This window comes from Ralstonia sp. 24A2, from assembly GCF_051783885.1.
Taxonomy (GTDB): Bacteria; Pseudomonadota; Gammaproteobacteria; order Burkholderiales; family Burkholderiaceae; genus Ralstonia.
The window spans coordinates 93,570-119,415 of sequence record NZ_JBPVZD010000001.1 but is presented as its reverse complement, the minus strand read 5'-3'; the positions used below and the strand labels follow the sequence as shown (position 1 = coordinate 119,415).

The window sequence follows — 25,846 nt, the reverse complement described above, 5'->3', positions numbered from 1 at the left end:
GCGCGAGTTGACGCAACCGAGTGCACAGGTCCGTTGAAAACGGCCCCAACACAGCGCCCTCGCCTCCCCTTTTTGTAGCGAGAACACGATGTTCGACAAGATCCTGATTGCGAACCGCGGCGAGATCGCGCTTCGCATCCAGCGCGCCTGCCGCGAACTCGGCATCAAGACCGTGGTGGTCTATTCCGAGGCGGACAAGGAAGCCAAATACGTCAAGCTGGCCGACGAAGCCGTGTGTATCGGCCCGGCACCCTCGCCGCTGTCGTACCTGAACATGCCGGCCATCATCTCGGCCGCCGAGGTGACCGACGCCCAGGCGATCCACCCCGGCTACGGCTTCCTCTCGGAAAACGCCGACTTTGCCGAGCGCGTGGAGCAATCCGGCTTCACCTTCATCGGCCCGACGCCCGAGTCGATCCGTCTGATGGGCGACAAGGTGTCGGCCAAGCAGGCCATGATCAAGTCCGGCGTGCCGTGCGTGCCGGGCTCGGAAGGCGCCCTGCCCGAAGACCCGAAGGAAATCCTGGCAACGGCCAAGAAGGTCGGCTATCCGGTCATCATCAAGGCCGCTGGCGGTGGCGGCGGCCGCGGCATGCGCGTGGTGCACACCGAGGCTGCGCTCATCAACGCCGTCAACATGACGCGTGAAGAAGCCGGTCGTGCCTTCGGCAACCCCGAGGTGTACATGGAGAAGTTCCTGGAGCATCCGCGCCACGTGGAAATCCAGGTTCTGGCTGACCAGCACCGCAACGCCATCTGGCTGGGCGAGCGCGATTGCTCCATGCAGCGCCGCCACCAGAAGGTGATTGAGGAAGCGCCGGCACCGCACATCGCGCGCCGCCTGATCGAGCGCATTGGTGACCGCTGCGCCGACGCCTGCAAGAAGATCGGCTACCGTGGCGCCGGCACGTTCGAGTTCCTGTACGAGAACGGCGAGTTCTATTTCATCGAAATGAACACGCGCGTGCAGGTCGAACACCCGGTCACGGAAATGATCACCGGTGTCGACATCGTGCAGGAGCAGATCCGCGTGGCGGCCGGCGAAAAGCTGCGCTTCCGCCAGAAGGACATCACGCTCAAGGGCCACGCCATCGAGTGCCGCATCAACGCGGAAGATCCGTTCAAGTTCACGCCGTCGCCGGGCCGCATCACGTCGTGGCACGTGCCGGGTGGTCCGGGCGTTCGCGTGGATTCGCACGCCTACAACGGCTACTTCGTCCCGCCCAACTACGACTCGATGATCGGCAAGGTCATCACGTACGGCGCCACGCGTGAGCAGGCCATCGCCCGCATGCGCATCGCCCTGTCGGAAATGGTGGTGGAAGGCATCTCGACCAACGTGCCGCTGCACCGCGACCTGATGCTCGACGCCAACTTCGTTGAAGGCGGCACCGACATCCACTACCTGGAGCACCGTCTGGCGCAGCAGGAAGTGGCCAAGGGTGGCGGCAAATAAGATGACGTACCGCGAATGCGTGCTCGAAGTCGCCCGTGACGACGCTGAGGCGTTGTCCGAGGCGCTGTTCGACCTGGGCGCGCTGTCGGTGTCGGTGGAAGACGCCGATGCCGACACGCCCGAAGAACAACCGCTCTTCGGCGAGCCCGGCCACGAGCCGACCCGCTTGGCGTGGAACCGCTCGCGCGTGGTCGCGCTGCTGGCCGACGATGCCGATCCGGCACTGCTGGTGGCAGCGGCGGCCAACGAGATCAAGCTCTCGCCGATCCCTGCGTACACAGTGCGCGAAGTCGAAGAGCAGGACTGGGTGCGCGTCACGCAATCGCAGTTCGAGCCGATCCACATCGGCGAGCACATCTGGGTTGTGCCCTCGTGGCATGACGCACCGGAGCCCGACGCCGTGGTGCTGGAGCTGGACCCCGGCCTCGCCTTTGGCACCGGCAGCCACCCGACCACGCGCCTGTGCATGGAATGGCTGGAGCAGCACGTGCAGCCCGGTGAGCGCGCGCTCGACTACGGCTGCGGCTCAGGCATCCTGGCCATCGTCGCCAAGAAGCTCGGTGCCGGTGAAACCATCGGCGTCGATATCGATCCGAACGCCGTGGAAGCCTCGCGCTACAACGCCGAACGCAACCGCGTCGACGCCACCTTCGCCCTGCCCGACGATGCTCCGGAAGGCACGTTCGATCTGGTGGTCGCCAACATCCTGTCGAACCCGCTCAAGTTGATGGCGGCCATGCTGTGCGCACGTGTGCGCCCGGGCGGCCGGCTGATCCTGTCGGGCGTGCTGGAGCGCCAAGCCGAGGAAGTGGCAGCCGCATACGCCTCCGCCATTCCGCTCACGGTGTGGCGTGCGCGTGACGGCTGGGTCTGCCTGCATGGTGTGAAGCCCGCGTAATTTCACGGTATTGCGCGCCAGCGTTGCCTGCAAAGGTCGACGCTGGCGTCACTGTCTGCAATACTCGCGCGGTCGGCTTTTTTCTCCTTCTTCTGCATGGCATCCGCGCCACAAGCTGCGCCACGTTTGGCCGCCCGCTGTCCCAATTGCCAAACAGCATTCCGCGTCGTCGCCGATCAGCTTCGGCTACGGGGCGGGCTCGTCCGTTGCGGGCGCTGCAATCACGTCTTTGACGGGCGCGCACATCTGATCGAGCTGGGTGCTACGCCCACGCCGCCGGCAGCAACACCGGTCACCCCAGCACCGCAACAAACAGATCCGCGTACACCGGCCGTCGGAGCCACGCCCGCACCTGTACCCACGGAACCCTCCACTCCGCCGACTGAGGCACCAGCCGAAGCTTCTCCGGCAACGCCCACGGCCGAAGACGACCACGGCTTCGGCATGACGCTGATCTGGGAAGAAGACGTTGCCGAAGTGCATCTGGGCGAAGTCGAAGGTGCGACGCCAATTCCAGACGCGCATCCCACCGCTCCCGATACGCGTCCACTGGCGGATGAAGCTCCGGCCGAAGCAGAAGCCGCGGAGGAACCCGCACCGGCAGCAATTGAACCTGCCGCCGACGTACCTACCGCTGCGCCCGCCGCGCCGGAATCGCCCGCAGCACCGGTGGATCCGTTCCACGGCCTGCCACCGATCCGTGAGTTCGAGGACGATGAAGATGCGTTCGCGGCGGCCTTGCCCAAGCAACCGTCGGCAGATTTGCCGCCCGCGCCGGCCGTCACACGCGTACCCGCGCCTGCGGTAACGAAGCCCGAAACGCCGGCACCCGCACCTGCACCCGCCGCCGCAGAGAAACAGGACAAGCACGATTCGGTCTGGATGCGTCACGAGACCGATCCGCACACGATGTTTGCGCCGGTGCCGCGCCGGAACCATCATGCACGCCGCGCGCATGATGAACACGACGGCCCCACGCCGCAGCGTACGCTGACCGGCGCACCACGTCCGCGCAAAGCGCGTGGGCCGAACCACGGCGTCTCGGCAGCCACGCTCGACTTCCTGCGTGCCGCGCAGGCGCGCGAGCAGGTGCGCAAGTCGACCGGGCGCCGTGCGATGGCACGCATTGCGATCGGCTTTCTGATCGTGTTGGCCGTGGCACAGGTGCTCTTCCTTGGCCGCTCGGAAATCGCCCGCCGCGTGCCGTCCACCCGACCGTTGTGGGAAGCGCTGTGCCAGCCGCTGCATTGCAAGATCGCCCCGCCGCGCGACCTCGACGCGCTGCAGATCGAATCGTCGCAACTGCAGCGCCAGGAAGGTGACGCATCCGACCAGTACGTGCTGACCGCCACGCTGCGCAACCGCGCCGGCAACCCGGTCGCCCTGCCGGCCATCGAGCTGGTGACGACCGATCTGCAGGACCAACTGCTCTCACGCCGCGCGCTGCTGCCCAACGACTACCTGAACCCGACCGACAGTGCATACGGCACGTCAGGTCTGCCCGCCCGCGCCGAGCTGCCGATTCGGGTACGATTCCAGTCCCAGCGCCCGACGGCCAACTACCGGGTCCTGATTTTTTACCCCTGAATTTTCACCCCTGGCCTAGAGCCGCTAACAAGACCCGCCTGGCTAGGCGTGCCGACGCAGACAGTACTGGAGTACCGATTGTTGGTCACTTCGGGAGGCGCAACGACGCCAGGTGGGTTTTGTTAGCGGCTCTTACCCCAACACGCATCAAAGGAAGGAGTAACACCATGGCAAACGTGACCCTTGGCGGCAACCCGATCGAAGTCGGCGGCACATTCCCGGCCGCAGGCACGAAGGCCCCGGCTTTCACGCTGGTTGGCGCAGATCTGAAAGACGTGTCGCTGGCCGACTTTGCCGGCAAGCGCAAGGTCCTGAACATCGTGCCGAGCCTGGACACCCCGGTGTGCGCCACCTCCACGCGCAAGTTCAACGAAGCCGCTGCCAACCTGGACAACACGGTCGTGCTGTCCATCTCCGCCGATCTGCCGTTTGCTGCTGGCCGCTTCTGCACCACCGAAGGCATCGCCAACGTCAAGCCGCTGTCGACCTTCCGTGACAAGGGCTTCAAGCAAGCCTACGGCGTCGACATCACGAGCGGCCCGCTGGCCGGCGTGACCGCCCGCGCCGTGGTCGTGCTCGATGCCAACGACAACGTCCTGTACTCGCAACTGGTGCCCGAGATCAAGGAAGAGCCGAACTACGACGCAGCCCTGGCCGCACTGAAGTAAGCTCACTGGTATTGCTGCGAGGCCGGCCTCCGGTCTCGCGTTCATCACACGGCCGCCCACTGGGGCGGCCGCGTTCACATTTGGAGTGCACTCAATATGGCCAGCGTGATCTGCGGCTCGGTTGCCTACGACACCATCATGACGTTCGACGGGCACTTCCGCGAACACATCCTGCCGGACAAAATCCACATTCTTAACGTCTCCTTTCTGGTGCCGACCATGCGCCGGGAGTTCGGCGGCTGTGCAGGCAACATCGCCTACTCGCTCAAGCTGCTCGGTGGCGAGCCCATCATCATGGGCACGGTCGGCCAGGATGCGGGGCCGTACCTGGATTACCTGAAGAAGCTCGGCATCTCGACCGCGCATGTCACGGAAATTCCGGACACGTTCACGGCACAGGCCATGATCACGACCGACCGCGACAACAACCAGATCACCGCGTTCCACCCCGGCGCGATGAGCCACTCGAGCATCAATTCGGTCAAGAACGCGCTGCCGGCCAAGCTGGGCCTGGTCGGCCCCGACAGCCGCGACGGCATGCTGCATCACGCCACACAATTTGCCGAATCCGGCGTGCCCTTCATCTTCGACCTGGGCCAGGCGATGCCGCTGTTTGACGGCGCCGACCTGCGCCGCTTCGTTGAACTCGCCAGCTACGTGGTGGTCAATGACTACGAAGCGCAGGTCATGCTGTCACGCACGGGCTACAGTGCGACAGAGCTTGCGCAACGCGTCGAGGCTTTCATCGTCACGCGCGGGGAAGAAGGGGCGGAAATTCACGCCGGCGGCAAGCAGTACACTATTCCAGTCGTGCCGGCCGAACGTGTGGTCGACCCGACCGGTTGCGGCGACGCCTTCCGCGGCGGCCTGCTCTACGGGATCGAGAACGGCATGGATTGGGAAACCACCGGCCGACTTGCCAGCCTGATGGGCTCCCTCAAGATCGCCAGCCAAGGCCCGCAGAACTACGGTCTGCCCGTTGACGAGATTGCCCGGCGCTTCGAATCTGCTTTCGGGTACCGGTATCAATAAGGAATGAACATGAAACCCATCTATCGCATCGGCGCGGCGACCATGCTGGTCACCGCCCTTGGCCTGCAAGGCTGCGCCATGGGCACGAACTCCAACAGCGCCTATACCTCGGGGCAGGCGCAGCGCGAGCAGACCGTGCGCTTCGGCACGGTAGATTCCGTGCGCAACGTCGTGATCGACCGTGAACAGACCGGCGTGGGCACCATTGCCGGCGGCGCGATCGGCGGCATCGGTTCGGCAGCGGCCATCGGGCGCGGCAACGGCTCGGTGGCAGCAGGCGTGCTCGGTGCGATTCTGGGTGGCGTCGCGGGCAGCGCGATCGAAGGCCAGATGAACAAGCGCCCCGGCCTGGAAATCACCGTCAAGTTGGACAACGGTGAGTACCGCGCCATCACGCAAGACGCCGACGAGGCCTTCCGCCCGGGTGAGCGCGTACGCCTGCTGTCGTCGGGCGGCGTGACCCGCGTGACGCACTGACCGATTTGATGGCCGGGTAGCCGGCCTGACGCATCAGCAAAACCGCATCGGCATCGCGCCGGTGCGGTTTTTTTGTGCCCGCTAGCGTCATTCGCGACATCGCGTGGACAAGAAAAAGCCCGCCGGGGCGTGAGCCGATCGGCGGGCGGTGCAAGACACCAGGTCTTGCGGACCGGATACGCAGTATCCGATCAGTTGGGCGCGGGGTACAAAACCTGCGCGCCGCTGTGGTCCCGGAGGATCACCGTCGTAAGAATGACTTACGGACGGTTGCCAGTCGGGAACGGCCATGCAGCAGCCGGGTTCAGCGCGGTCTTGGCAGCAGGTGCAGCCGGTGCAGCGGCCGGAGCAGCAGCGGGCTTGGCGACAGCCTTCTTCGCTGGAGCCTTCTTGGCAGCAGGCTTGGCAGCAGCCTTCTTCGCAGCCGGTGCCTTCTTCGCAGCCGGGGCCTTCTTGGCAACAGCCTTCTTCGCAGCAGGCTTAGCAGCAGCCTTCTTAGCAGCCGGGGCCTTCTTGGCAGCAACCTTCTTCACTGCAGCCTTCTTGGCGGCCGGTGCCTTCTTGGCGGCAACCTTCTTCACTGCAGCCTTCTTGGCAGCCGGTGCCTTCTTGGCGGCAACCTTCTTCACTGCAGCCTTCTTAGCAGCCGGTGCCTTCTTGGCAGCAACCTTCTTCACTGCAGCCTTCTTAGCAGCCGGCGCCTTCTTGGCAGCAACCTTCTTAGCTGCGACCTTCTTGGCCGGTGCCTTCTTAGCAGCCGGAGCAGCCTTCTTAGCAGCGACCTTCTTGGCGGCCGGAGCCTTCTTCGCAGCGGCCTTCTTGGCCGGGGCCTTGGCGGCCGGTTTCTTCTTAGCAGCAGTTGCCATGGGAAACTCCTTCGAGATTGGGTATCGAACTATCGAGATTGAGCAACCCGACCGGCCCGATCCCACGATGCAACTGCATCGCCAGACCAACCGAGCGAGCGATTCATCGGCGCGCCACCAAACGGCAGTCGCACGCTAATGAATTCGGTAGGAAGACCCGCAACCCGCGCGGTGGACACACGCAGCAAGTTGCACACCTCGGCCGGGCACATGCACGCAGCCGCAGTCGGCCGGACACACTGCATCCGACGCGTCTTCATCAATTGAGAGAACCGGGGCATCGTGGCCACACCGGTCGAAACCTGATCTTGCGCGAGTCGCTGTGTAGAGCGCAAAGCCGCTTGCAGCGTGACTTTGCGGACAGCGGAAATCTGGAGAGCGCGCGTTTTCTTTTGGGGGTAGTACGCCCATCCCGACGAGGGGATCGCAGAGACGGCACCGAGTTCGAACAGCCCTGTCGGCGTGGCGTGCATCAAAGTGGTTACGCTCCTCGACTACCTTTCACTTGCCGCTTGCTTGGAAGTTCATCGACGTTGATTGCGAGAACCTTCCTGCATCGAAGTCAACGTCTTGTCAAGGCGAATCATAATTCGTTTGCGCGGTGATGTTAAGAGATTTATGCAAAAAGCGCGGCGAGTTTTGGTGAAGGATTGCGCCGCGTCTGTGCGTCGTTGCGATTTGGATCGCGCATGCATGCATGTCGACCTCTCGAATGCGCATTTTCTTGCGTCGTGACATCACGTCAACGCGTTGCTTCACGCAGACACTCGCCTCCCGCAAACCCAATGTTCACGCCGGTTTACAGCAACACACAATGTTGCTTGTGTGTCGCTCGCGCGTACGCGATCGCACGATGCGTGAACGCTGCGATGTCGTGCGTGTCGACGCGCGAGCAACGCGATACGTGTGAAAAAAAACGATGCGCGGATGCGACAACGCGCGCGAATTTTTCGCGCGATCGCACGCAACCGACGCGCTACACGCATGCGCATCGACGCGTTGAACGTGTTCATCGACTCGCTGATGCGTTTCGCATGCGCGTCTCGCTCGCATGCAACGCACGATGTGCGAGTTCGATGCGATTGCGATGGTCAACATGGCCGACGCCGAGCATGCACGTGCCGCAATTCGCGTGCCGCGCATCAGATGCGCGATCGTCGTGATGGTGATGTGCGTCGAGATGGATCGCATCGACGCATCCGCGTGGAGGTCGGCGCGAGATGACGCAACGACGTCGCCGCACATGTCGATGAACGCTCGTGCGGACACATCAACGCACGCCGCGTGCACAGAGGCGCCGTCACAGCGACGCACACATGCGTCGGCGCATCGCCGATCGCGGGAAAACCCTGTTCAGCAGCGACTGAAAACTGCACGCAATCGCGTTTGAAACGAGGCGGTTTCGCGACGATAGAAGGATTGTTCTACGGCAATCCACCGGTCATTTTTGCTGCAGCGTCGATACTCCAAGACCGGCTTCGGCCGGCGTTTTACACGGATTGACCGAGTTGGAATGCTGCAATTGCATATCTGCGCGTCAGGTTGGCGCTGATTGTCATGCCATTCAGTTTCACTTCACGATCCGATCACCACGTCAGCACGGCATCGATCGCGCGGCGTGGCGCGGACCGGCGCGTGGTCCGTGACGAAACAGGGAGACCGTTGCCAACCGCATGTTGCAGACACACGGTGAGCGACCTACCCGACGAAAGAAAGAGCGCAAGACAGAGGGGTCCAACAGAAGCGTTCTAAGCAGTGGAGGCACAAGATGCGCGATCCAGCGTTCTTGTTGAGTTCGAACCCGCACAAGCGTGGGGTTTTCCCGCAGGCCCAGCATGCGTTGCGCCAGATGCCCTGCGCTCTGGCAGTGGCGGCCTTGGCATTGCTCGCCGGATGCGCGAATTCGGGCAGCGGTGACATGGGAACGTCGCTCGGTGGTGGCAGTGATACGCAATCGAAGCCGACGATCGCGGCGTCGAGTTCACCAACGTGGTCGAACAGCAACGTCAGCACCACGTCGGGCAGCACCGGCACCACGTCGACGGGCAGCACGCCCGTCGCCACGCTGACCGCGCCGGTTGAGCAGGTGACCACCACCACCGTGGCAGCCATCGTGCCGCTCACGACCACGCTGACTTCCGCTACGCAGACGCTGGGCGCAACAATGGGCCTGGGCACGCCGGTGGGCGGCGCGCTGACGACGCTGGGCAGCGCGCTCGGTAGCGAAGGCAAGACGATCGCAGCGGCTGGCAAGGGGGATGCGTTGGTGTCGACGCTGGGCAATACGGTGAGCGCACTCGGCGCGATCACCGGCGGGCTGTCGGCGATTGTCACGCCGACTGCGCCTTCCACCGGCGGTGGTGCACCTGGCAACGCACTCACGGGAGCTCTGCCTGGTGGTGCGCTCGGCGGCGCGCTGGCACCGGTCGCGACCGCAGTCGGGTCATTGACGGCAGCGATTCCGGGGGTCAGCAGTCTCGGTAGTGGTGCAACCACGAGTTCGACGGTCGGCGGGCCGGGCAGCATCGGTTCGACGGTCGGCGGATTGGTTGGCGGGCTGCTGTCGGGCACGTCACCCGGTGCGCATCACTGATGCGCCTCAGCGCTTAGGAGAACTTTCTTTGCATTCGACGGCAAACGCAGGCGGATGCTGCCCACTGGACGCCAGACGCGCGTTCTTCTGACACCCGGTGGTGATTACGCGGTACGGGCCGCGCTTACAAGGAGACTCACCATGAAGAATCAAACCCCGCTCCAAGCTTCTTTCGCTTCGTCCGCAGCGTCGTCCTCGCGCACGCTGCTCGCAGCGGCCGCGCTGGCCGTGCTCGCGCTAGCCGGTTGCGCCTCGGGTGGCAATCCGAACGGCGACACGACCCCATCGTCGAGCGCTAACAACAGCCCGGGCGCGGTGCCGGTCGGCAACGTTGCCAGCAACGGCGGCAACGCCGTCACGCAGACCGGCAAGACGGTGAGCGACCTCGGCACGACCATCGGCACTGCATCGGTGCCCATCGTGGGCGGCACGGCTGCGCAGAAGGATCTGGGCGCCACGGTCACCTCTGCCGGCAACACGGTCCAAACGCTGGGCGGTGGCATCAGCAACGGGCTGGGCAAGATCGGCTCGACGCCCGACCCGGTCGGCACGACGGTGCAGAGCTCGGGTGACGTGGTGCGCGCGACGGGTGTCACGCTGGTCAACGCAGGGCAAACCGTGAGTGATCTGGGTGCCTCTGGCAGCCCGCTGGCACCGCTGAACCCGATCACGGCGCCGGTGGGCAGCGGTGTGTCGGCACTCGGCCAGGTGGCGCAAGGTGCGGGCGGGCTGGTGACCATCGGCACGTCCAGCGGACCGGTACAGCAAGTCACGCAGCAGCTCAGCAATGCGATCGTGCCGCTGTCGTCGCAGGTTGCGGGGGCTGGGCAGCAGGTGGGTGCGGCAACCATGCTCGGTGCCCCGCTGGCTGGTGCACTGAACACCGTGGGCGGCGCGCTGCAAAGCGGCGGTGCGCAAGTCGGCGCGGCCGGCGGCAACCCGCTCACGCGTGACGTGGGTGGCCTGGTCGGCACGGTCGGTAGTACGGTGGCCAGCGCCGGTGGCCTGATCAACGGCGGCGGCGGTAGCTCGGCCAATCCGCTCGCGCCGATTACGAATGCACTGGGCGGCGGCCTCGGTGGCGCGGCCGGCGGTAGCAACCCGCTGGCGCCGGTCACCAGCGCGCTGTCGGGCGGCAGCAACCCGCTCGCCCCGATTACGAATGCGCTGGGTGGTGTCACGAACGCCGCCGGCGGCTCCGGCAGCAATCCGCCGTCCCCTCTGACGGGCGCGCTGAGCGCCCATTGATCAAGACGACCAACTCCACCGATCACCCTCACCGATTTTTTTACGCTGATAAGGAGACACCACGATGCAACGTACCCCCCACTCTCTCGCACGTCTGACCGGCGCACTGGCACTCGCACTGGCTGCGGGCGCCGCCTTCGCGCAAACCAGCCCGGCGGGCACCTGGAAGACCATCGACGACAACACCGGCAAGCAGAAAGGCGAAGTCAAGATCGTCGACAACGGCGGCGAGTTCTCGGGCACGGTCAGCAAGATCCTCGTCGCCGGCGACGAGAACAAGACCTGCACCAAGTGCACGGACGACCGCAAGGACAAGCCCATCCAAGGTCTGACCATCCTCACGGGCCTGAAGGCGAACGGCAACAACAACTGGGACGGCGGCAAGATCCTCGACCCGGAAAACGGCAAGATCTACAGCGCCAAGATGTCGCTGGATGAGACGGGCAACAAGCTCACGGTGCGCGGCTTCATCGGCATCAGCCTGATCGGCCGTTCGCAGACGTGGATTCGCGAGCAGTGAACCCCCGCTAATAAAGAAGCCTCCCAACGCGCGGCGGCGCCCCCTAGCGGGTGCCGTCTCTTCAGGCGCCGGTGCAAGCCAGCGCCTTCTTTTTTTGGGCGTACACGACGCCGCTCCACGGCCTGCCTAATTAAGTCTTCACTAAAGAATCGACTGCCGGCCGCCGTTACCCCCGTAGGGAACGGCCCGCTAGGGGCACAACAAAGTGGAGAAAACGCGACATGCGACAGTGGACACTCAAAGCAAAACTGCGCCTGGCGCTGGCCCTGATGTGGCTGGGCCTGATCGGTGTTGGCGTGTGGAGTGCCATGGAAACCCGCGCGACCATGCTCGATGAGCGCAAGGTCGGCCTGCAGAATCTGGTCGATGCTGCCGAGGGCGTTGCCAAGCTGTATCACGCCAAAGCGCAATCCGGCGCCATGAGTGAAGACGAGGCCAAGAAGACCGCACTGGCCACGCTCGCCTCAATGCGCTACGGCACCACCGGCTACCTGTTTGTCGTCGATTCGCAGCTCATCCTGCAGATGCACCCGACGCTGGCCGACATGGTGGGCAAGAGCACCGCCGGCTTCAAGGACCCGACCGGCAAACCTGTCTACCCGACCATCGTCAACGCGGCCAAGGACAAGGGTTTCGGCTTTGCTGAATACCAGGGCCGCCTGCCCGGCAGCGAAACCGCCCTGCCCAAGATCGGCTACGTAAGACGTTTCGCACCGTGGGACTGGAACCTCTCCAGCGCAGTCTTCCTGCAGGAGGTGGACGCCGCCTATCACCACTCGCTCATCGCCAACCTGATCGTCATCCTGCTGGTAGGTGGCGTGGTGTCGGTGGCGATGTCGCTCATCATCCGCAACGTACAGCGCGGGCTGGGCGGTGAGCCCAGCTACGCCACCGAGGTGGCTCGCCGCATTGCCGCCGGTGATCTGGCCGTGCGCGTGCAAACCCGCGCGGATGATCGCGACAGCATGCTGGTCGCCATGGCGCAGATGCAGCAGCAACTGACCGGCACCATCGGCCATATCAAGACGTCGGCGGATTCGATTGCCAGCGCGACCAAGCAGATCGCCGCGGGCAATGCTGACCTGTCGCAGCGCACGGAAGAGCAAGCCAGCTCGCTGGAGGAGACCGCTTCGAGCATGGAAGAGCTGACCAGCATCGTGAAGCAGAACGCCGACAACGCGCGCCAAGCCCGCCAGCTTGCAGGCAGCGCATCGGACATCGCCACAAAGGGCGGCGAGGTGGTCGGCCGGGTGGTGGACACCATGGCCGGCATCAACGAAAGCAGCAAGAAGATTGCCGACATCATCGGCGTGATCGAGGGGATTGCGTTCCAGACCAACATCCTCGCGCTCAATGCCGCCGTGGAAGCCGCACGCGCGGGCGAACAAGGGCGCGGCTTTGCCGTCGTCGCCGGCGAGGTGCGCGGCCTGGCACAACGCAGCGCGGCAGCCGCCAAGGAAATCAAGGCGCTGATCGGCGATTCGGTTGGCCGTGTCGAAAACGGCACCACGCTGGTGGCAGAGGCTGGCAGCGTGATTGATGAAGTGGTCGTGGCGGTGAAGCGCGTCACCGACATCATGGGCGAGATTTCGGCCGCGTCTGACGAGCAAAGCTCCGGCATCGAACAGGTCAACCAGGCCATCAATCAGATGGATGAGGTGACGCAGCAGAACGCCGCACTGGTCGAGCAGGCCGCCGCTGCGGCGCTGTCGCTGGAAGAGCAAGCGCAGGTGCTGCGCGACGCGGTAGCGTCGTTCCGCACCGCCTGATCCGGCACCAAAAACCGAGCCAGACTCCGCCCCCAGCCCCAACGAGCGTAGGGGCGGTGGTCCGTTCTCCGGTATGTCGCATGGTGTTATGCTGCGCGGCAGAGGAATCAATACAAACAACACGTTGGAATAGCCATGCCCGAGCGCAACCGGCCGCCATTCAGGGGCCTTACTGGCGCGATTGCCGGGTCGACTACCAGCGCCCAGGCCGTAACAGGAGACAACCCTGGAGACACGCCCGGCGGCGCCCGTGAGCCGATGTCTGGCGCCCGCCCCAACGCCGTACGCGATGCTGCCGAGCAAGATCTGGCCAGCGATACCGCCCTGTGGCGATTTGCCCTGGCAGCAGAAAATGGCGGCCGTGGCCCACACCCCGACGCTGCACTACGCGACGATCTGTCCATTCTCCGCATCCTGCGTGGCGCCGATGGCCTGCGCCTGCTGCGGCAAGGACTGCGCAGCGCGTTTCCCGGCGCAGCCCTGCGCCTGACCACGTTCTGGCCCGAAGAACAACCGCACGCCTATCCGGCCCGCGCTGAAGCGCGCCCCGCCGAGTTCGGCGACCTGCTCGTGCTGTTCCGCCTGCGCGGTGCCGTGCCCACGCTCGATTGCCGCGCGCTGTTCCTCACCGCCCGCCGCATCGATCAACCCGACGATGCGCTGGACAAGCACCACGCGCTGCCACAGATCAACCTGTACGAAGGCTGGCCTGACTTCAACGTCTACGCCCGTTCGCCGATCAAGTCGCGCAATGCCGCCTTCCTCGGCAAGTTTGATCTGTCAGCCGAACTGGAACCGCTGCGCCGCGTCGGCCGCGACCAGCGTCAGTGGCGTTACCTGACACCGTGTACCGGCCTGCAGGCCCACGCGCAATGGCCGGGCGCCCGGCCGCTCTCGCCGCTGCAATGGCGCTGGCCGTCCGGCCCGCAGGCAGGCGGCGCACGTCCGACGACCGGCTCGTTCACCGGCCTGCTGCGCCAGCTTGCCCGCCCCGAAGGCGCGGGTGAAGATTGCTCCGCCGGCACCGAAGTGCCGACCTGGGGACGCCTGATCAACAGGCTGCTCGACCATAGCTGGGAAGTCGCCCCGAGCCATGCGCTCAAGAGCGGCAATATCTCCCCGATGGCGTTCTGGACGCGGCTGCGCGGCTTCCTCACGGCCGAGTACCTGCTCGGCACGCATTCGCTGCAGAAGGGGTTCGGCGCGTCGCTGCAGTTCGAGATGGCCAACGGCCTGCAGGACATTGTCCGCGACGACTGGACGGCCACCACCGGCTTCGACCCCGAAGACCTGGACGTGCCCGGCGTGCGCAGCACGCTGCAGCGGATTGCAGCGTCCAAGCTGGCCGTGTTCGGCATGAGCGCCGAAGACCCAGCGCCGCTGGCCGCCCCGCGCCCGCAGCGCGGCGTAACCCCGCGCCCGGACGGCGAACGCGAAGGCCAGCGCGTGCTGCTGATCGACGTGATCCGCCCCAGTGCCGGGGCCCTCTAAGCGCTCCGCCCACGTTTCGAGAAAAACCCGCACGCACGCTGCCGAGAACGCAATGTTTTCTCGGCAGCGTGCGGCTATGCTGTAGCGTTGCATCTGCTGCACCGCCCATGTCTTCCGCTGCCCCCGCCTCGTCCACCTCCATCACGTCGTCCCCCTGGATGCCCATTCTTGCCCTGATGGGCTCAATGGCCTCCGTGTGCCTGGGCAACTCGTTTGCCAAAACGCTGTTCCCAGTGCTGGGGGCAGCGGGCACGGTCACGTATCGCGTCACCATCGGCGCGGCGATCCTGCTGGCGTTCTGGCGGCCGTGGCGCCTGCACCTGACCCGCGCCGATGCCGGCCGCATCGCCCTGTATGGCGTCACGCTGGCGAGCATGAACCTGCTGTTCTATCTGTCGCTGCAGCGGCTGCCGATCGGCATTGCGATCGCCATCGAGTTCACCGGGCCGCTGGTGCTGGCGGTGGTGCTGTCGCGCCGGGCGCTCGATTTCGTGTGGATCGGGCTGGCGGTGGTGGGCCTGCTGATGCTGTCGGTGGGCGACAAGACGGTTGGCCAGGTCGATCACCTGGGCGCGGCGTATGCGCTGGCGGCGGGTGTGTGCTGGGCGCTCTATATCCTGACCGGCAAGAACCTCGGCGGCCTGCATGCGGGCCAGGCAACGTCGCTGGGGATGACCGTGGGGGCGTTGTTCGCGATTCCGTTTGGCGTGGCACAGGCGGGGGCCGCGCTGCTGACGCCGTCGCTCATTCTTGCGGGGCTGGGCATCGGGTTGCTGTCGAGCGCGATTCCGTATTCGCTGGAGATGGTGGCGCTCAAGCACCTGCCGGGCAAAACGTTCTCTGTACTGCTGAGCCTGGAGCCAGCCATCGGTGCACTGGCCGGGGCCATCGTGCTGCACGAGCAACTGACGGGGCGGCAGTGGACGGCCATTCTGGCCATCATCGCCGCGTCAGCCGGGTGTGCGCTGACAGTGCGCGCGCCCAAGCCGGCGCACAGCGAGTGACCTAGCCGGAAACCCTCGCCACGGCTTGCAGCACGGCCATGCGCGTTTGCGCGTAGACCATGCCCTTCCACTCCGGCACATCGCAATAGAACGCATCGCGCAGCGCCTGGCGGATGCCGGCGGCCTGCGCGGCACCGCGCTCCGGGTGTCGATGCAGCCAGTGGTCGGCGCGCAGGGCCTGCAGCACGGCCATCGGGGCGAGCGTGCCGAACTCCAGCGTGATGCAGGTCTTCTCGATGTCGGGCAGCAGTTCATATGCCACGCCCACCAGATCCCCCTTGACCACCGATGACACCGACCCCGGCGCTGCAATCGGCCGGACATCCGCACCCCACGTGCGGATGGCACGCTCCAGCTCGGCAGAGTCAGGGCTGTTGAAGATCTTCTCGCCGTGGCCGTGGTGGCCGAGCCCGGTATGCAAGTCGATCCACATGAAACGGGAAACGTTGGCAGCATGCCGGGACACCAGCCCGCGCATCTGCTGGGTGCTCCAGCACGAGGCGGTGCCGCCGTAGAACATGCCGTCCGGCACGCGGTATTGCCCGCTGGTTGCGGCATCCTGCAAGGCTTTCTCGCCGCGCGTGACCATGTAGTGCTGCAACGCAGCCTGATCCGCCTGGCTGGGCGGCCACGTTGATGGCAGCAGCAGCGGATCGACTTCGATATAGGCCGGATTGGCGGACGCCGCCTCGGCAAAATCGACGCTGTTGCGGTTGAGGTCGACGTTGTCTTCGTTGACGCGGCGCAGATGGGCGAACCCGTATGGGTTGACCGCATGCACCAGCAGCAGCGCCAGCCTGGACGCCGCCAGCCGTGCAAAGAGTTCGTCATCGTGCAGCAGGCCGATCTGGCAACCGGAGCCGCAGAACCCTTCCACACCGTGCACACCGGAAGTCACGATCAGCAACGCATCGGCTTGCGCCGGCGAGAACAGCGCCGTGTCGATCGAAAGCGGCTCCCCGGATGGCCCGAGCGCATCCGGATGAAGATGCCGCTCCACGCCCATCCCTCGGGCCTGGGCGGCCGTCAGGAACTTGGCGCGCGCTTCATCGTAGGTGTGCGCAAAGAAGGGTTCGACCGCCATGTCTAGACCTCTCCTCTCGATTGGCCGTGGAATTGGAAACTGGAAACCACTACCAGTGTAGCCAAGCCCTTTGTCTGTACGCGTGCGCAAGAAACGGCGGTGTTGGATGGATCAATCTGTGCTGCCCTGATATCCATCCGCTAGCTCAGTGCAATCCAGAAGACATAAGTCAGCACCAGCCCGACCACGGACACGATCGTCTGCAATACCGACCACACCTGGATGGTTTGCTTGAGCGTGAGGCCAAAGTATTCGCGGATCATCCAGAAACCCGCGTCGTTGACGTGGCAAAAGAACACTGACCCCGCACCAATCGCCAACGCCAGCAGCCCATTGTGCGTAGCGCTTAGGCTTGCGGTGAGCGGGGCCACAATCCCGGCCGTCGTCGTGGTCGCCACTGTGGCCGAACCCGTGGCCTGACGCAGCGCCACCGCAATCAGCCACGCCAACAGGATCAGCGGCAAATGCCCGACTTGCGCAATCTTGGCCACCGTATCGCTGATGCCCGCCATCACTAGCGCCTGCTGGAGACCACCACCTGCGCCAATCGTCAGCAGCAGCGCCGCGATGGGCGGCAACCCCTTGCGGACGATATCGCCAACCTGCGTGCGCGGCATGCCACGCGCCCAGCCCAGCGCCACCATGGCAAACAGCACCGTCAACCCAAGCGCAATAACGGGCTCCCCCAGAAAGTTCAGGGCTTGATAGCGCCAGTCATCGTGCGGCAGCCACAGTTGGGCGACGGTGTGTCCGAGCATGAACAGCACGGGCAGCAGCATCGTCAAAAGCGAAATACCAAAACCCGGCAGCGTTTGCGCGTCCGGGCGGGCGGCAAACGTGCGCCCGATGTCTTCGGGCTCGGCCAAGACCAGCCGTTTTGAGAGCCACATCCCATACAGCGGGCCCGCCAGCACAGCCGCTGGAAGGGCCACCAGCAGCCCCAACCCAAACGTCAGGCCAAGATCCGCATGCAAGGCGCTGACGGCAATCAGTGGGCCAGGATGCGGCGGAATCAAGGCATGCAGCGTCGTCAGGCCCGCCAGCGCAGGAATGGCGATGCGCAAAATGGGCTGCCCCGAGCGACGCGCCATCGCGAAGATGATGGGCACCATCATCACCAGGCCCACCTCGAAGAACAACGGCAGGCCAATGATCAACGCCACCAGCACCATCAGCCACGGCAACGTGCGCGGCGTTGAACGCTTAAGGATCGTATCCACCAGCCGATCCGCCGCGCCAGAGCCCGCGACCAGCGCACCCAGCATGGCACCCAGTGCAATGGTGATACCAATGTTGCCAAGCAAGTTGCCCACGCCCTGGGCAAAGGCAGACGCAATGGCTGCAGGTGCAAGCCCTGCCGTGATACCGGCAACAAACGTACCCACCAGAATCGCCAGAAACGGGGCCAGCTTGAGCCAGCCAATGGCGACAATAATCAATGCGAGGCCAAGTCCGCATGACAGGATAAGCTGGGTATCGTGCGGCCCCCAACTGGCCAAAACCGCTGCTGGATGCACACAACCTCCTGTTTCTACACTGGATCAATCCAGCCCGATCCATCCACAATATCTATCTCAATGCTTGCCGAGCGCGGCTTGCTCGGCGCGCAGGTCTTCCGTCTTCTCACGCAGCTTGCGTTGCTTGTCGGCCAGGTTGCGTTCCGCCTTGCGGATTTTCTTGGTCTTGCCCTCGTCACGCGCTTCACGCAGCTTGTCTTCGGCCTGACGCACTTCCGATTCGGCTCGGCGAAGGTCTTCCTGGGCATCACGCACTTTGCGGTCGGCGCGATCGGCCAGCCCGGCATTGCTGCAGTTGGCCTTGGTGTTGGCCAGCGCATCCTGCAGGCCGGCGATGCGGTGGGTGTTGCCGTATTTCTCGGCTTCGCCGATCTGCGTCTCGATGGCGCGGATCTTGGCGGCACAGCCGACGTTGTCGGCAAAAGCCGACGAGGTACCCAGCAGGGCAAACGGCACGATGGTGGCAAGAAACGTCTTTTTCATATGGTGCCCCTGTCTTCTTCAGTTCAACTCAGGGCGCAACGATAAGACGACCGCGAGCCTGGCCCCATCAAGCTCAACACATTCTCAACAGTCGTAACAATAAAAAAGGGCCCTGACGGGCCCTTTCTTAAGTCTGGAGTGGAGGGGTATCCCATCACTCCCAGGACAGCGCACCACCGGTCTGGTACTCGATCACGCGCGTCTCGAAGAAGTTGCGTTCCTTCTTCAGGTCGATCATCTCGCTCATCCACGGGAACGGGTTTTCTTCGTTCGGGAACAGCGCGTCGAGGCCGATCTGCTGGCAGCGACGGTTGCAGATGAAGCGCAGGTAGCCCTTGAACATCGGTGCGTTCAGGCCCAGCACGCCGCGCGGCATGGTGTCTTCTGCGTAACGGTATTCCAGGTCGACAGCCTTCTTGAACAGCTCCGTGATCTCGGCCTTGAACTCGGCCGTCCACAGGTGCGGGTTCTCGAGCTTGATCTGGTTGATCAGATCGATACCGAAATTGCAGTGCAGGGATTCGTCGCGCAGGATGTACTGGTACTGCTCGGCGGCACCGGTCATCTTGTTCTGACGGCCCATCGCAAGAATTTGCGTGAAGCCGACGTAGAAGAACAGGCCTTCCATGATGCAGGCGAAGACGATGAGCGACTTCAGCAGCTTCTGGTCATTCTCGGGCGTGCCGGTCTTGAAGGATGGATCGGTCAGCGTGTCGATGAACGGGATCAGGAACTCGTCCTTGTCGCGGATCGACTGCACTTCGTGGTACGCGTTGAAGATCTCGGCCTCGTTAAGGCCCAGCGATTCCACGATGTACTGGTAGGCGTGCGTGTGGATCGCCTCTTCAAACGCTTGGCGCAGCAGGTACTGGCGGCATTCCGGCGCGGTGATCTGGCGGTACGTGCCCAGCACGATGTTGTTGGCGGCCAGCGAGTCAGCCGTCACGAAGAAGCCGAGGTTGCGCTTGATGATGCGGCGCTCATCTTCGGTCAGACCGTTCGGGTCCTTCCACGTGGCGATGTCGCGCGACATGTTGATTTCCTGCGGCATCCAGTGGTTCGCGCAGCCGGCCAGGTACTTTTCCCACGCCCACTTGTACTTGAACGGCACCAGTTGGTTGACGTCGGTCGCGCCGTTGATGACGCGCTTGTCGGCGGCGTTCACGCGGCGGTTGCTCTGTGCGGCGGCAGCGTTCGGGTTGTTGCCGAGGATGCCCGTGCCGACGGCGGTGGCCGACGGGGGCAGCACGCCGCCCTGGTCAGCAGTGGCCGTTTGCAGTTGCGGCTGCGGTTGATACGCGGGCTGCGGTGCAGCTTGCGGTTGTGCGGCAGGTTTGACGTCGTCGTCCCAGCTCAGCATAGGTGTTTCTCCAGAATTCTTTGCTCGTCGCTCCCGCTGTCGGAAAAAAGAGAGCGCGAGGTTGGTGTTGCTTAGTGTCGCTCAAGCCACGTTGCCCCCGCTTGCGCGGGAGCAACTTCAGACACTGTTTAGACTTATTGGCAGGCTTCGCATTCCTCGAAGCCGGGGTCACCCGGGCGCATCGTGCACACGGCGCCTTCGGCTTCCGGCATGGCCTGCGCGGTGGCGGCAGCGGCGTCCAGCGCGCTGGCCGGTGCTGCTTGCGAAGCACCTGCAGCCGACACACCACCCACATCGCTACCCGAGGACACCGCATTCAACGTGCCGCGCGACACGGTCGACTTCTCGACGTGCGTGGCGCCGATCGTGCGCAGGTAGTACGTGGTCTTCAGGCCACGCAGCCACGCCAGCTTGTAGGTGTCGTCCAGCTTCTTGCCCGACGCGCCGGCCATGTAGATGTTCAGCGACTGCGCCTGGTCGATCCACTTCTGGCGACGCGATGCAGCCTCAACCAGCCACGTCGGCTCGACTTCGAAGGCCGTTGCGTACAGGTCGCGCAGGTCTTGCGGGATGCGATCGATGCGGGCCAGCGAGCCGTCGAAGTACTTCAGGTCGGCGACCATCACTTCGTCCCACAGGCCGCGTGCCTTCAGATCGCGCACCAGGTAGTCGTTGACCACCGTGAACTCGCCCGACAGGTTCGACTTGACGTACAGGTTCTGGTACGTCGGCTCGATACAGGCCGACACGCCGATGATGTTGGAGATCGTGGCCGTCGGGGCGATCGCCACGCAGTTCGAGTTGCGCATGCCGTGCTGCTTGATGCGGCCGCGCAGGCTGTCCCAGTCCATCGTCGACGACATATCCGTTTCCAGATAGCCGCCGCGCTCTTCAGCCAGCAGCTTGAGCGAGTCTTGCGGCAGGATGCCACGGTCCCACAGCGAGCCCTTGTAGCTGCTGTAGCGGCCACGCTCTTCAGCCAGTTCGGTCGAGGCCCAGTAGGCGTAGTAGCAGACCGCTTCCATCGAGGTGTCGGCAAACTGCACGGCGCCTTCGCTGGCGTACGGAATGCGCAGCACGTGCAGCGCGTCCTGGAAGCCCATGATGCCCATGCCGACCGGACGGTGGCGCAGGTTCGAATCACGTGCCTTCTTGACCGCGTAGTAGTTGATGTCGATCACGTTGTCGAGCATGCGCATCGCGGTGCGCACGGTCTTCTTCAGCTTCTCGTGATCCAGCACGACGCTGCCGTCGGCTTGCTTGACCAGGTGGGCGACCAGGTTGACCGAACCCAGGTTGCACACGGCGATTTCGCTGTCGTTGGTGTTCAGCGTGATTTCCGTGCACAGGTTGGAGCTGTGCACCACGCCCACGTGCTGCTGCGGGCTGCGGATGTTGCACGGATCCTTGAACGTGATCCACGGGTGGCCGGTTTCGAACAGCATGCCCAGCATCTTGCGCCACAGTTGCAGCGCCGGCATCTTCTTGAAGAGCTTGATCTCGCCGCGCGCGACCTTGTCTTCGTAGCCCAGGTAAGCCTGTTCGAATGCCTTGCCGACCTTGTCGTGCAGGTCCGGGCAGGTGGACGGCGAGAACAGCGTCCACTCGCCACCTTCCATCACGCGCTTCATGAACAGGTCCGGAATCCAGTTGGCCGTGTTCATGTCGTGCGTGCGGCGGCGGTCGTCGCCGGTGTTCTTGCGCAGCTCCAGGAATTCTTCGATATCCAGGTGCCACGTTTCCAGGTATGCGCAGACGGCGCCCTTGCGCTTGCCGCCTTGGTTGACTGCGACAGCCGTGTCGTTGACGACCTTCAGGAACGGCACCACGCCTTGCGACTTGCCGTTCGTGCCCTTGATGTGCGACCCCAGGGCGCGCACGTTGGTCCAGTCGTTGCCCAGGCCGCCGGCAAACTTGGAGAGCAGCGCGTTTTCCTTCAGCGCTTCATAGATGCCGTCCAGATCATCCGACACGGTGGTCAGGTAGCACGACGACAGCTGCGAGCGGCGCGTGCCCGAGTTGAACAGCGTCGGCGTGGACGACATGAAGTCGAACGACGACAGCAGTTGGTAGAACTCGATGGCGCGGGCTTCGCGGTCGATTTCGTTCAGGGCCAGGCCCATCGCCACGCGCATGAAGAATGCCTGCGGCATCTCGATGCGGGTTTCGTTGATATGCAGGAAGTAGCGGTCGTACAGCGTCTGCAGGCCGAGGTAGTTGAACTGGAAGTCGCGCGAGGCGTCCAGCGCCGCGCCCAGGCGGGCCAGGTCAAACTGGGCCAGCTTCTCGTCGAGCAGCTCGGCGTTGATGCCGCGCTTGATGAATTGCGGGAAGTAGTCGACATAGCGCGCGCCCATTTCGGCTTGCGTGACTTCTTCACCGAGGATCTCGCGGCGGATCGTGTGCATCAGGATGCGCGCGGTGACCTGGCTGTACGCCGGGTCCTTTTCGATCAGGGTACGCGAGGCCAGGATGGCCGAGTCGTACACCTGCGTCATCGGCACGCCTTCATACAGGTTCTTGACCGTTTCCTTGAGGATCGGCTCCGGGTCCACCGCGTCGCCCAGGCCTTCGCAAGCCGAGACGATCACGTTGCGCAGCGCAGCCATGTCCAGCGGGCGGGTGATGCCGCCGTCGGTCACGTTCAGGCCGATGAAGGCCGGCTGTTGCTGGGTTTCGCCGGCTTGCGCGCGCTCCTGGGCGCGGCGCTCGCGGTACAGCACGTAGGCGCGGGCCACGTCGTGCTCGCCCGAGCGCATCAGGGCCAGTTCGACCTGATCCTGCACGTCTTCGATGTGGAACGTGCCGCCATTCGGGCGGCTGCGCAGCAGGGCGCGCACCACGTTCTGCGTCTGTTGGTCGACCAGCTCGCGCACACGCGCGGAAGCAGCGCCCTGCCCGCCATTCACGGCGAGGAAGGCCTTGGTCATCGCCACGGCGATCTTGGAGGGCTCGAAGCTGACCACGGCGCCGTTGCGGCGGATGATCTTGTAATCGGCAAGGTTGACGCCGAGAGCCGTGCCGGAGGCCACGGCCGTGCCGCCAGCGCTTTGCGCAAATTGGGAAGGATTGGCGGTGCCGGAGTGAATTTCGGATTGGGCCGTTTGCATAAGGACTCCTGTTGAACCGTTCGATTGGCGGCTCGCCTGGGGTGATGAACCCTTGGCAAACCCTTGCGCCGCGCAGAGAAAAAGAGACGGAAAAGGCCCTTGCCCTTCCTCGGCCCCCAAGCGCCGGCTTGACCTGCCGTACGCTCGCCCCCGCGCGGGCGCCGAAATAAGAATCCCGGAAATTCACCACTACATCTAGTGTGTCACCCCGGGATTGGCGCTAAGTATAGTGGGCCAATCGAATTTGCCTAGTCTTGACAGATGGGGTTTCGGGGGCTTTTTTGCAATCAAAATGCGGTGCCGCAAACCCGCGGCCCCAGTCTGCACAAAGGGTCGTCGGGGCTCACGTGCGGCGTCGCAATGGACACATTCCAAGAATAATTCTTTCTATCAGTCGCGCAAGTTCGATAGACGTCACCTCATCTACGGTAGGGGTATGTGTGGCGCGCACTGCACTGGTGCACCGATGCACCGCCGTCGGCTTCTGACGATTCCTAGCGCGCTTAAGAAATCCAAATAGCGGCATCAGCATTCTTGCCGCGCCTGTCACCTGAGCGACAGGCCCCGTCCCTACTCTTCGGTCGCATTGCGGGGGAGCGCAATCACCACGGTGCACATGCCGCGCACCACACGACCGAGGAAACCAACATGGCATCGAACCAACCTGCCCGCCGCCTGCTCACGGCCGCGCTGGGCGCAACCGTAGCCGCCACGCTGACGGCCTGCGGCGGGGGCAGCGACAGTGCACCCGTCGCCAACCCCGGCGGCACGACCGTGCCGTCCACCAGCGCCAGCAAGAAAGTGCTGGTGGTGGGCGTGGACGGCGCCACCTACGCGCAGGTGCAAAGCGCGCTGCTGCAGCGCAGCCTGCCGAACCTGGGCGCGCTGTCCGTGATGCCCGCCTCGACCGGCGGCACACTGGGCACGACCACCGCACAACCGCCGCTGGATACGCCGAGCTGGGCCACGGTGCTGTCGGGCACCTGGCAGAACCGTCATGGCGTGACCGACGACACCGTCGCCACGCTGGCCGCCCCGAGCGTCTTCAGCTACGCGCGCACCGCCGCCAAGGCCACCGGCACCACGCAACGCCTGGGCGCGGCCGTCAGCTCGCCCGTGCTGCCTACCCTGCTCAAGGCCGATCAACAGGCCGGCAACCTCGATACGCTGGTCGACTGCGCCCAGGTCGACTCCTGCGTCACGCAGAACAGCGTGAAGCTAGTGCAGTCCGGCTACGACGTCGTCTTTGCGCAGTACACCGCGCCCGCCGCGGCCGCACTCGCCTCGGGCCTGCAAAGCGATGCGTACGCCGCCGCCCTGGGCAGCGTCGACCAAGCACTCGGCACGCTGCAGGCTGCCATCGCCCAGCGCCGCACCGCCAACCCGAACGAAGACTGGCTCGTGGTCGTCACGACCAGCCACGGGCTGGATGCCACGGGTGCCACCACCTCGGCGCCCACGCTGGAAAACCGCACCGCCTTCATCGCGCTCAACAAGACTGTCAATCCGGCGCTGGGTAAGAACGGCACGGCGGCCCCCACGACCGAAGCTGCGCTGGCCGCCCTGCCGAGCGAGGCCGACATCGTGCCGACCGTGTTGGCGCAACTGAACGCCGCCGTGCCGGCGACTGCACACAAGCTCGACGGCACCGCGCTCACGGCCAGCACGGTGGGCGTGCGCAACCTCCAGAGCACGGTGGGTGCCTACAGCGCCTCGCTGGTGCTGAACTGGCAAAACCCGACCACCGCCAGCGGCCCGATCACCGTGCTGCGCGACGGCACGCAAATCGCCACGCTGCCCGCCACGGCCACGCAGTACACCGACAGCAGCATCGCTACCGCAAACGGCCTCTACCGCATCAACTACACACTGGTGCGCAACAACGTGCCGGTGTCGATGCTGGCGCAGATCAACTACGTGGCGCCGATACCGCTGGCCACGACGCTGACCAACGGCCTGGCGATGTACTACAGCTTCGACCCGCTGCCGCCGACGGATCGCAAGAACAGTTCGACGCTGGGCCCATGGGTGGCCGGCACCGACGGCGGCTCGGCCGTGACCGACCCGTTTGGCGGCAAGGCACTGTCGGTCGACTCTCGCATCGACGCCTACAAGCTCACGCAGAACGGCGCCGACATCGCCCAAAGCCCGCAATTCACCATCGGCTTCTGGTTCAAGTCGGACTGCACGCAGGGCAATGGCACGGGGGAGCCGATCCTGTCCAACAAGAACTATTACTCCGGCGCCAACCCAGGCATCGCCATCGCCCTGTGGGGTGGCTGCGAGGTGCGCTTCAACCTGGGCAGCGGCGGCAAGCGCGACGACATCCAGGGCATGAAGTTCAGCGCCAATCAGTGGGCGTACCTGGCCCTGTCGGTGGACACGCAGACCAAGCTGTTCAGCGCCTACATCCTCGATCCGGTGCTGGGTGTGCAGAAGACCGAAGACCGCGCCATCGCCAACACCGACGTCACCAAGCTGGGCGGCCTGGCCACCAAGGTCTGGGGCGTGAACGACGACGCCACGCACAACTACGTGCCCAACAACCCGGGCGCGCTCAAGGGCGTGATGGCCTACGACGACCTGGCCATGTGGACGCGCCGCCTGACGCTGGACGAACTCAAGTCGATCAACGGCTCGCACCAGCCGCTGTCGTCGCTGAACCCCTGATCCCCCCTCACCC

General features: G+C 64.5%; 20 protein-coding genes. 14 read left to right on the top strand and 6 right to left on the bottom strand.

What is annotated here, in order from left to right; genetic code table 11:
• Positions 1 to 88 precede the first annotated feature (88 nt).
• From accC to ACS13N_RS00495, 6 genes are all read left to right on the top strand, one after another.
• Complete coding sequence (gene accC / locus ACS13N_RS00520; RefSeq protein WP_048933091.1) at positions 89 to 1,456, top strand: acetyl-CoA carboxylase biotin carboxylase subunit; 1,368 nt, start codon at positions 89 to 91, stop codon at positions 1,454 to 1,456.
• 1 nt (position 1,457) lies between these two features.
• Positions 1,458 to 2,354 (top strand): 50S ribosomal protein L11 methyltransferase, encoded by an 897-nt coding sequence (prmA, locus tag ACS13N_RS00515; RefSeq protein WP_438929862.1) that lies wholly within the window; start codon positions 1,458 to 1,460, stop codon positions 2,352 to 2,354.
• 96 nt (positions 2,355 to 2,450) lie between these two features.
• The gene (locus tag ACS13N_RS00510) at positions 2,451 to 3,941 is read left to right on the top strand and encodes a DUF3426 domain-containing protein (RefSeq protein WP_438929861.1); all 1,491 of its coding nucleotides are present in this window, start codon (positions 2,451 to 2,453) and stop codon (positions 3,939 to 3,941) included.
• A 167-nt stretch (positions 3,942 to 4,108) separates the two neighbouring features.
• The gene (tpx, locus tag ACS13N_RS00505) at positions 4,109 to 4,609 is read left to right on the top strand and encodes a thiol peroxidase (RefSeq protein WP_438929860.1); all 501 of its coding nucleotides are present in this window, start codon (positions 4,109 to 4,111) and stop codon (positions 4,607 to 4,609) included.
• A gap of 96 nt (positions 4,610 to 4,705) precedes the next feature.
• Positions 4,706 to 5,641: a carbohydrate kinase family protein gene (locus ACS13N_RS00500; RefSeq protein ID WP_438929859.1), complete on the top strand. Its 936-nt coding sequence runs from the start codon at positions 4,706 to 4,708 to the stop codon at positions 5,639 to 5,641.
• Between the two features lie 9 nt (positions 5,642 to 5,650).
• Positions 5,651 to 6,118 (top strand): hypothetical protein, encoded by a 468-nt coding sequence (locus ACS13N_RS00495; RefSeq protein WP_438929858.1) that lies wholly within the window; start codon positions 5,651 to 5,653, stop codon positions 6,116 to 6,118.
• Positions 6,119 to 6,378: 260 nt separating this feature from the next.
• Here ACS13N_RS00495 and ACS13N_RS00490 read toward each other — a convergent pair whose 3' ends face one another.
• Positions 6,379 to 6,984, bottom strand: a complete 606-nt coding sequence (locus ACS13N_RS00490; RefSeq protein ID WP_438929857.1) for a histone H1-like DNA-binding protein — start codon at positions 6,982 to 6,984, stop codon at positions 6,379 to 6,381.
• Between the two features lie 1,051 nt (positions 6,985 to 8,035).
• Here ACS13N_RS00490 and ACS13N_RS00485 point away from each other — a divergent pair.
• From ACS13N_RS00485 to ACS13N_RS00455, 7 genes are all read left to right on the top strand, one after another.
• Positions 8,036 to 8,374 (top strand): hypothetical protein, encoded by a 339-nt coding sequence (locus ACS13N_RS00485; protein WP_438929856.1) that lies wholly within the window; start codon positions 8,036 to 8,038, stop codon positions 8,372 to 8,374.
• Between the two features lie 378 nt (positions 8,375 to 8,752).
• Positions 8,753 to 9,577, top strand: coding sequence for a collagen-like triple helix repeat-containing protein (locus ACS13N_RS00480; RefSeq protein ID WP_438929855.1), 825 nt, complete (start codon positions 8,753 to 8,755; stop codon positions 9,575 to 9,577).
• A 141-nt stretch (positions 9,578 to 9,718) separates the two neighbouring features.
• Complete coding sequence (locus ACS13N_RS00475; protein WP_438929854.1) at positions 9,719 to 10,825, top strand: collagen-like triple helix repeat-containing protein; 1,107 nt, start codon at positions 9,719 to 9,721, stop codon at positions 10,823 to 10,825.
• Positions 10,826 to 10,889: 64 nt separating this feature from the next.
• Entirely contained in the window at positions 10,890 to 11,345 is a 456-nt protein-coding gene (locus ACS13N_RS00470) for a DUF2147 domain-containing protein (protein WP_438929853.1), read from the top strand.
• Between the two features lie 221 nt (positions 11,346 to 11,566).
• Positions 11,567 to 13,114 (top strand): methyl-accepting chemotaxis protein, encoded by a 1,548-nt coding sequence (locus tag ACS13N_RS00465; protein ID WP_438929852.1) that lies wholly within the window; start codon positions 11,567 to 11,569, stop codon positions 13,112 to 13,114.
• Between the two features lie 135 nt (positions 13,115 to 13,249).
• On the top strand, positions 13,250 to 14,605 hold the full coding sequence (locus ACS13N_RS00460; protein ID WP_438929851.1) for a peroxidase: 1,356 nt from the start codon (positions 13,250 to 13,252) through the stop codon (positions 14,603 to 14,605).
• 107 nt (positions 14,606 to 14,712) lie between these two features.
• Positions 14,713 to 15,609, top strand: a complete 897-nt coding sequence (locus tag ACS13N_RS00455; protein ID WP_438929850.1) for an EamA family transporter — start codon at positions 14,713 to 14,715, stop codon at positions 15,607 to 15,609.
• A gap of 1 nt (position 15,610) precedes the next feature.
• Here ACS13N_RS00455 and ACS13N_RS00450 read toward each other — a convergent pair whose 3' ends face one another.
• The 5 genes from ACS13N_RS00450 to ACS13N_RS00430 all read right to left on the bottom strand — a co-directional run bounded on the left by ACS13N_RS00450 (position 15,611) and on the right by ACS13N_RS00430 (position 23,163).
• Positions 15,611 to 16,693: a M14 family metallopeptidase gene (locus ACS13N_RS00450; RefSeq protein ID WP_438929849.1), complete on the bottom strand. Its 1,083-nt coding sequence runs from the start codon at positions 16,691 to 16,693 to the stop codon at positions 15,611 to 15,613.
• 140 nt (positions 16,694 to 16,833) lie between these two features.
• Positions 16,834 to 18,210 carry a GntT/GntP/DsdX family permease gene (locus ACS13N_RS00445; protein ID WP_438929848.1) on the bottom strand — a complete coding sequence of 459 codons (1,377 nt, stop codon included), beginning with the start codon at positions 18,208 to 18,210 and terminating at the stop codon, positions 16,834 to 16,836.
• 57 nt (positions 18,211 to 18,267) lie between these two features.
• A complete protein-coding gene (locus tag ACS13N_RS00440) occupies positions 18,268 to 18,693 on the bottom strand; it encodes a DUF1090 domain-containing protein (RefSeq protein ID WP_438929847.1) in 426 nt (141 codons plus the stop codon).
• Between the two features lie 154 nt (positions 18,694 to 18,847).
• Positions 18,848 to 20,053 carry a ribonucleotide-diphosphate reductase subunit beta gene (locus ACS13N_RS00435; protein ID WP_438929846.1) on the bottom strand — a complete coding sequence of 402 codons (1,206 nt, stop codon included), beginning with the start codon at positions 20,051 to 20,053 and terminating at the stop codon, positions 18,848 to 18,850.
• 134 nt (positions 20,054 to 20,187) lie between these two features.
• The gene (locus ACS13N_RS00430) at positions 20,188 to 23,163 is read right to left on the bottom strand and encodes a ribonucleoside-diphosphate reductase subunit alpha (RefSeq protein WP_438929845.1); all 2,976 of its coding nucleotides are present in this window, start codon (positions 23,161 to 23,163) and stop codon (positions 20,188 to 20,190) included.
• A gap of 648 nt (positions 23,164 to 23,811) precedes the next feature.
• Between ACS13N_RS00430 and ACS13N_RS00425 the strand changes: the two genes are divergently transcribed.
• The gene (locus ACS13N_RS00425) at positions 23,812 to 25,833 is read left to right on the top strand and encodes an alkaline phosphatase family protein (protein ID WP_438929844.1); all 2,022 of its coding nucleotides are present in this window, start codon (positions 23,812 to 23,814) and stop codon (positions 25,831 to 25,833) included.
• Positions 25,834 to 25,846: the final 13 nt, after the last annotated feature.

Excerpts from the sequence above, each read along its gene's own strand:
- ACS13N_RS00455 (WP_438929850.1), top strand. The coding sequence starts at position 14,713 with ATGTCTTCCGCTGCCCCCGCCTCGTCCACCTCCATCACGTCGTCCCCC.
- ACS13N_RS00485 (WP_438929856.1), top strand. The coding sequence starts at position 8,036 with ATGCAACGCACGATGTGCGAGTTCGATGCGATTGCGATGGTCAACATG.
- prmA (WP_438929862.1), top strand. The coding sequence starts at position 1,458 with ATGACGTACCGCGAATGCGTGCTCGAAGTCGCCCGTGACGACGCTGAG.
- ACS13N_RS00465 (WP_438929852.1), top strand. The coding sequence starts at position 11,567 with ATGCGACAGTGGACACTCAAAGCAAAACTGCGCCTGGCGCTGGCCCTG.
- ACS13N_RS00470 (WP_438929853.1), top strand. The coding sequence starts at position 10,890 with ATGCAACGTACCCCCCACTCTCTCGCACGTCTGACCGGCGCACTGGCA.
- ACS13N_RS00450 (WP_438929849.1), bottom strand. The coding sequence starts at position 16,693 with ATGGCGGTCGAACCCTTCTTTGCGCACACCTACGATGAAGCGCGCGCC.
- tpx (WP_438929860.1), top strand. The coding sequence starts at position 4,109 with ATGGCAAACGTGACCCTTGGCGGCAACCCGATCGAAGTCGGCGGCACA.
- ACS13N_RS00480 (WP_438929855.1), top strand. The coding sequence starts at position 8,753 with ATGCGCGATCCAGCGTTCTTGTTGAGTTCGAACCCGCACAAGCGTGGG.
- ACS13N_RS00475 (WP_438929854.1), top strand. The coding sequence starts at position 9,719 with ATGAAGAATCAAACCCCGCTCCAAGCTTCTTTCGCTTCGTCCGCAGCG.
- accC (WP_048933091.1), top strand. The coding sequence starts at position 89 with ATGTTCGACAAGATCCTGATTGCGAACCGCGGCGAGATCGCGCTTCGC.
- ACS13N_RS00440 (WP_438929847.1), bottom strand. The coding sequence starts at position 18,693 with ATGAAAAAGACGTTTCTTGCCACCATCGTGCCGTTTGCCCTGCTGGGT.
- ACS13N_RS00435 (WP_438929846.1), bottom strand. The coding sequence starts at position 20,053 with ATGCTGAGCTGGGACGACGACGTCAAACCTGCCGCACAACCGCAAGCT.
- ACS13N_RS00490 (WP_438929857.1), bottom strand. The coding sequence starts at position 6,984 with ATGGCAACTGCTGCTAAGAAGAAACCGGCCGCCAAGGCCCCGGCCAAG.
- ACS13N_RS00460 (WP_438929851.1), top strand. The coding sequence starts at position 13,250 with ATGCCCGAGCGCAACCGGCCGCCATTCAGGGGCCTTACTGGCGCGATT.
- ACS13N_RS00495 (WP_438929858.1), top strand. The coding sequence starts at position 5,651 with ATGAAACCCATCTATCGCATCGGCGCGGCGACCATGCTGGTCACCGCC.
- ACS13N_RS00500 (WP_438929859.1), top strand. The coding sequence starts at position 4,706 with ATGGCCAGCGTGATCTGCGGCTCGGTTGCCTACGACACCATCATGACG.
- ACS13N_RS00430 (WP_438929845.1), bottom strand. The coding sequence starts at position 23,163 with ATGCAAACGGCCCAATCCGAAATTCACTCCGGCACCGCCAATCCTTCC.
- ACS13N_RS00510 (WP_438929861.1), top strand. The coding sequence starts at position 2,451 with ATGGCATCCGCGCCACAAGCTGCGCCACGTTTGGCCGCCCGCTGTCCC.
- ACS13N_RS00425 (WP_438929844.1), top strand. The coding sequence starts at position 23,812 with ATGGCATCGAACCAACCTGCCCGCCGCCTGCTCACGGCCGCGCTGGGC.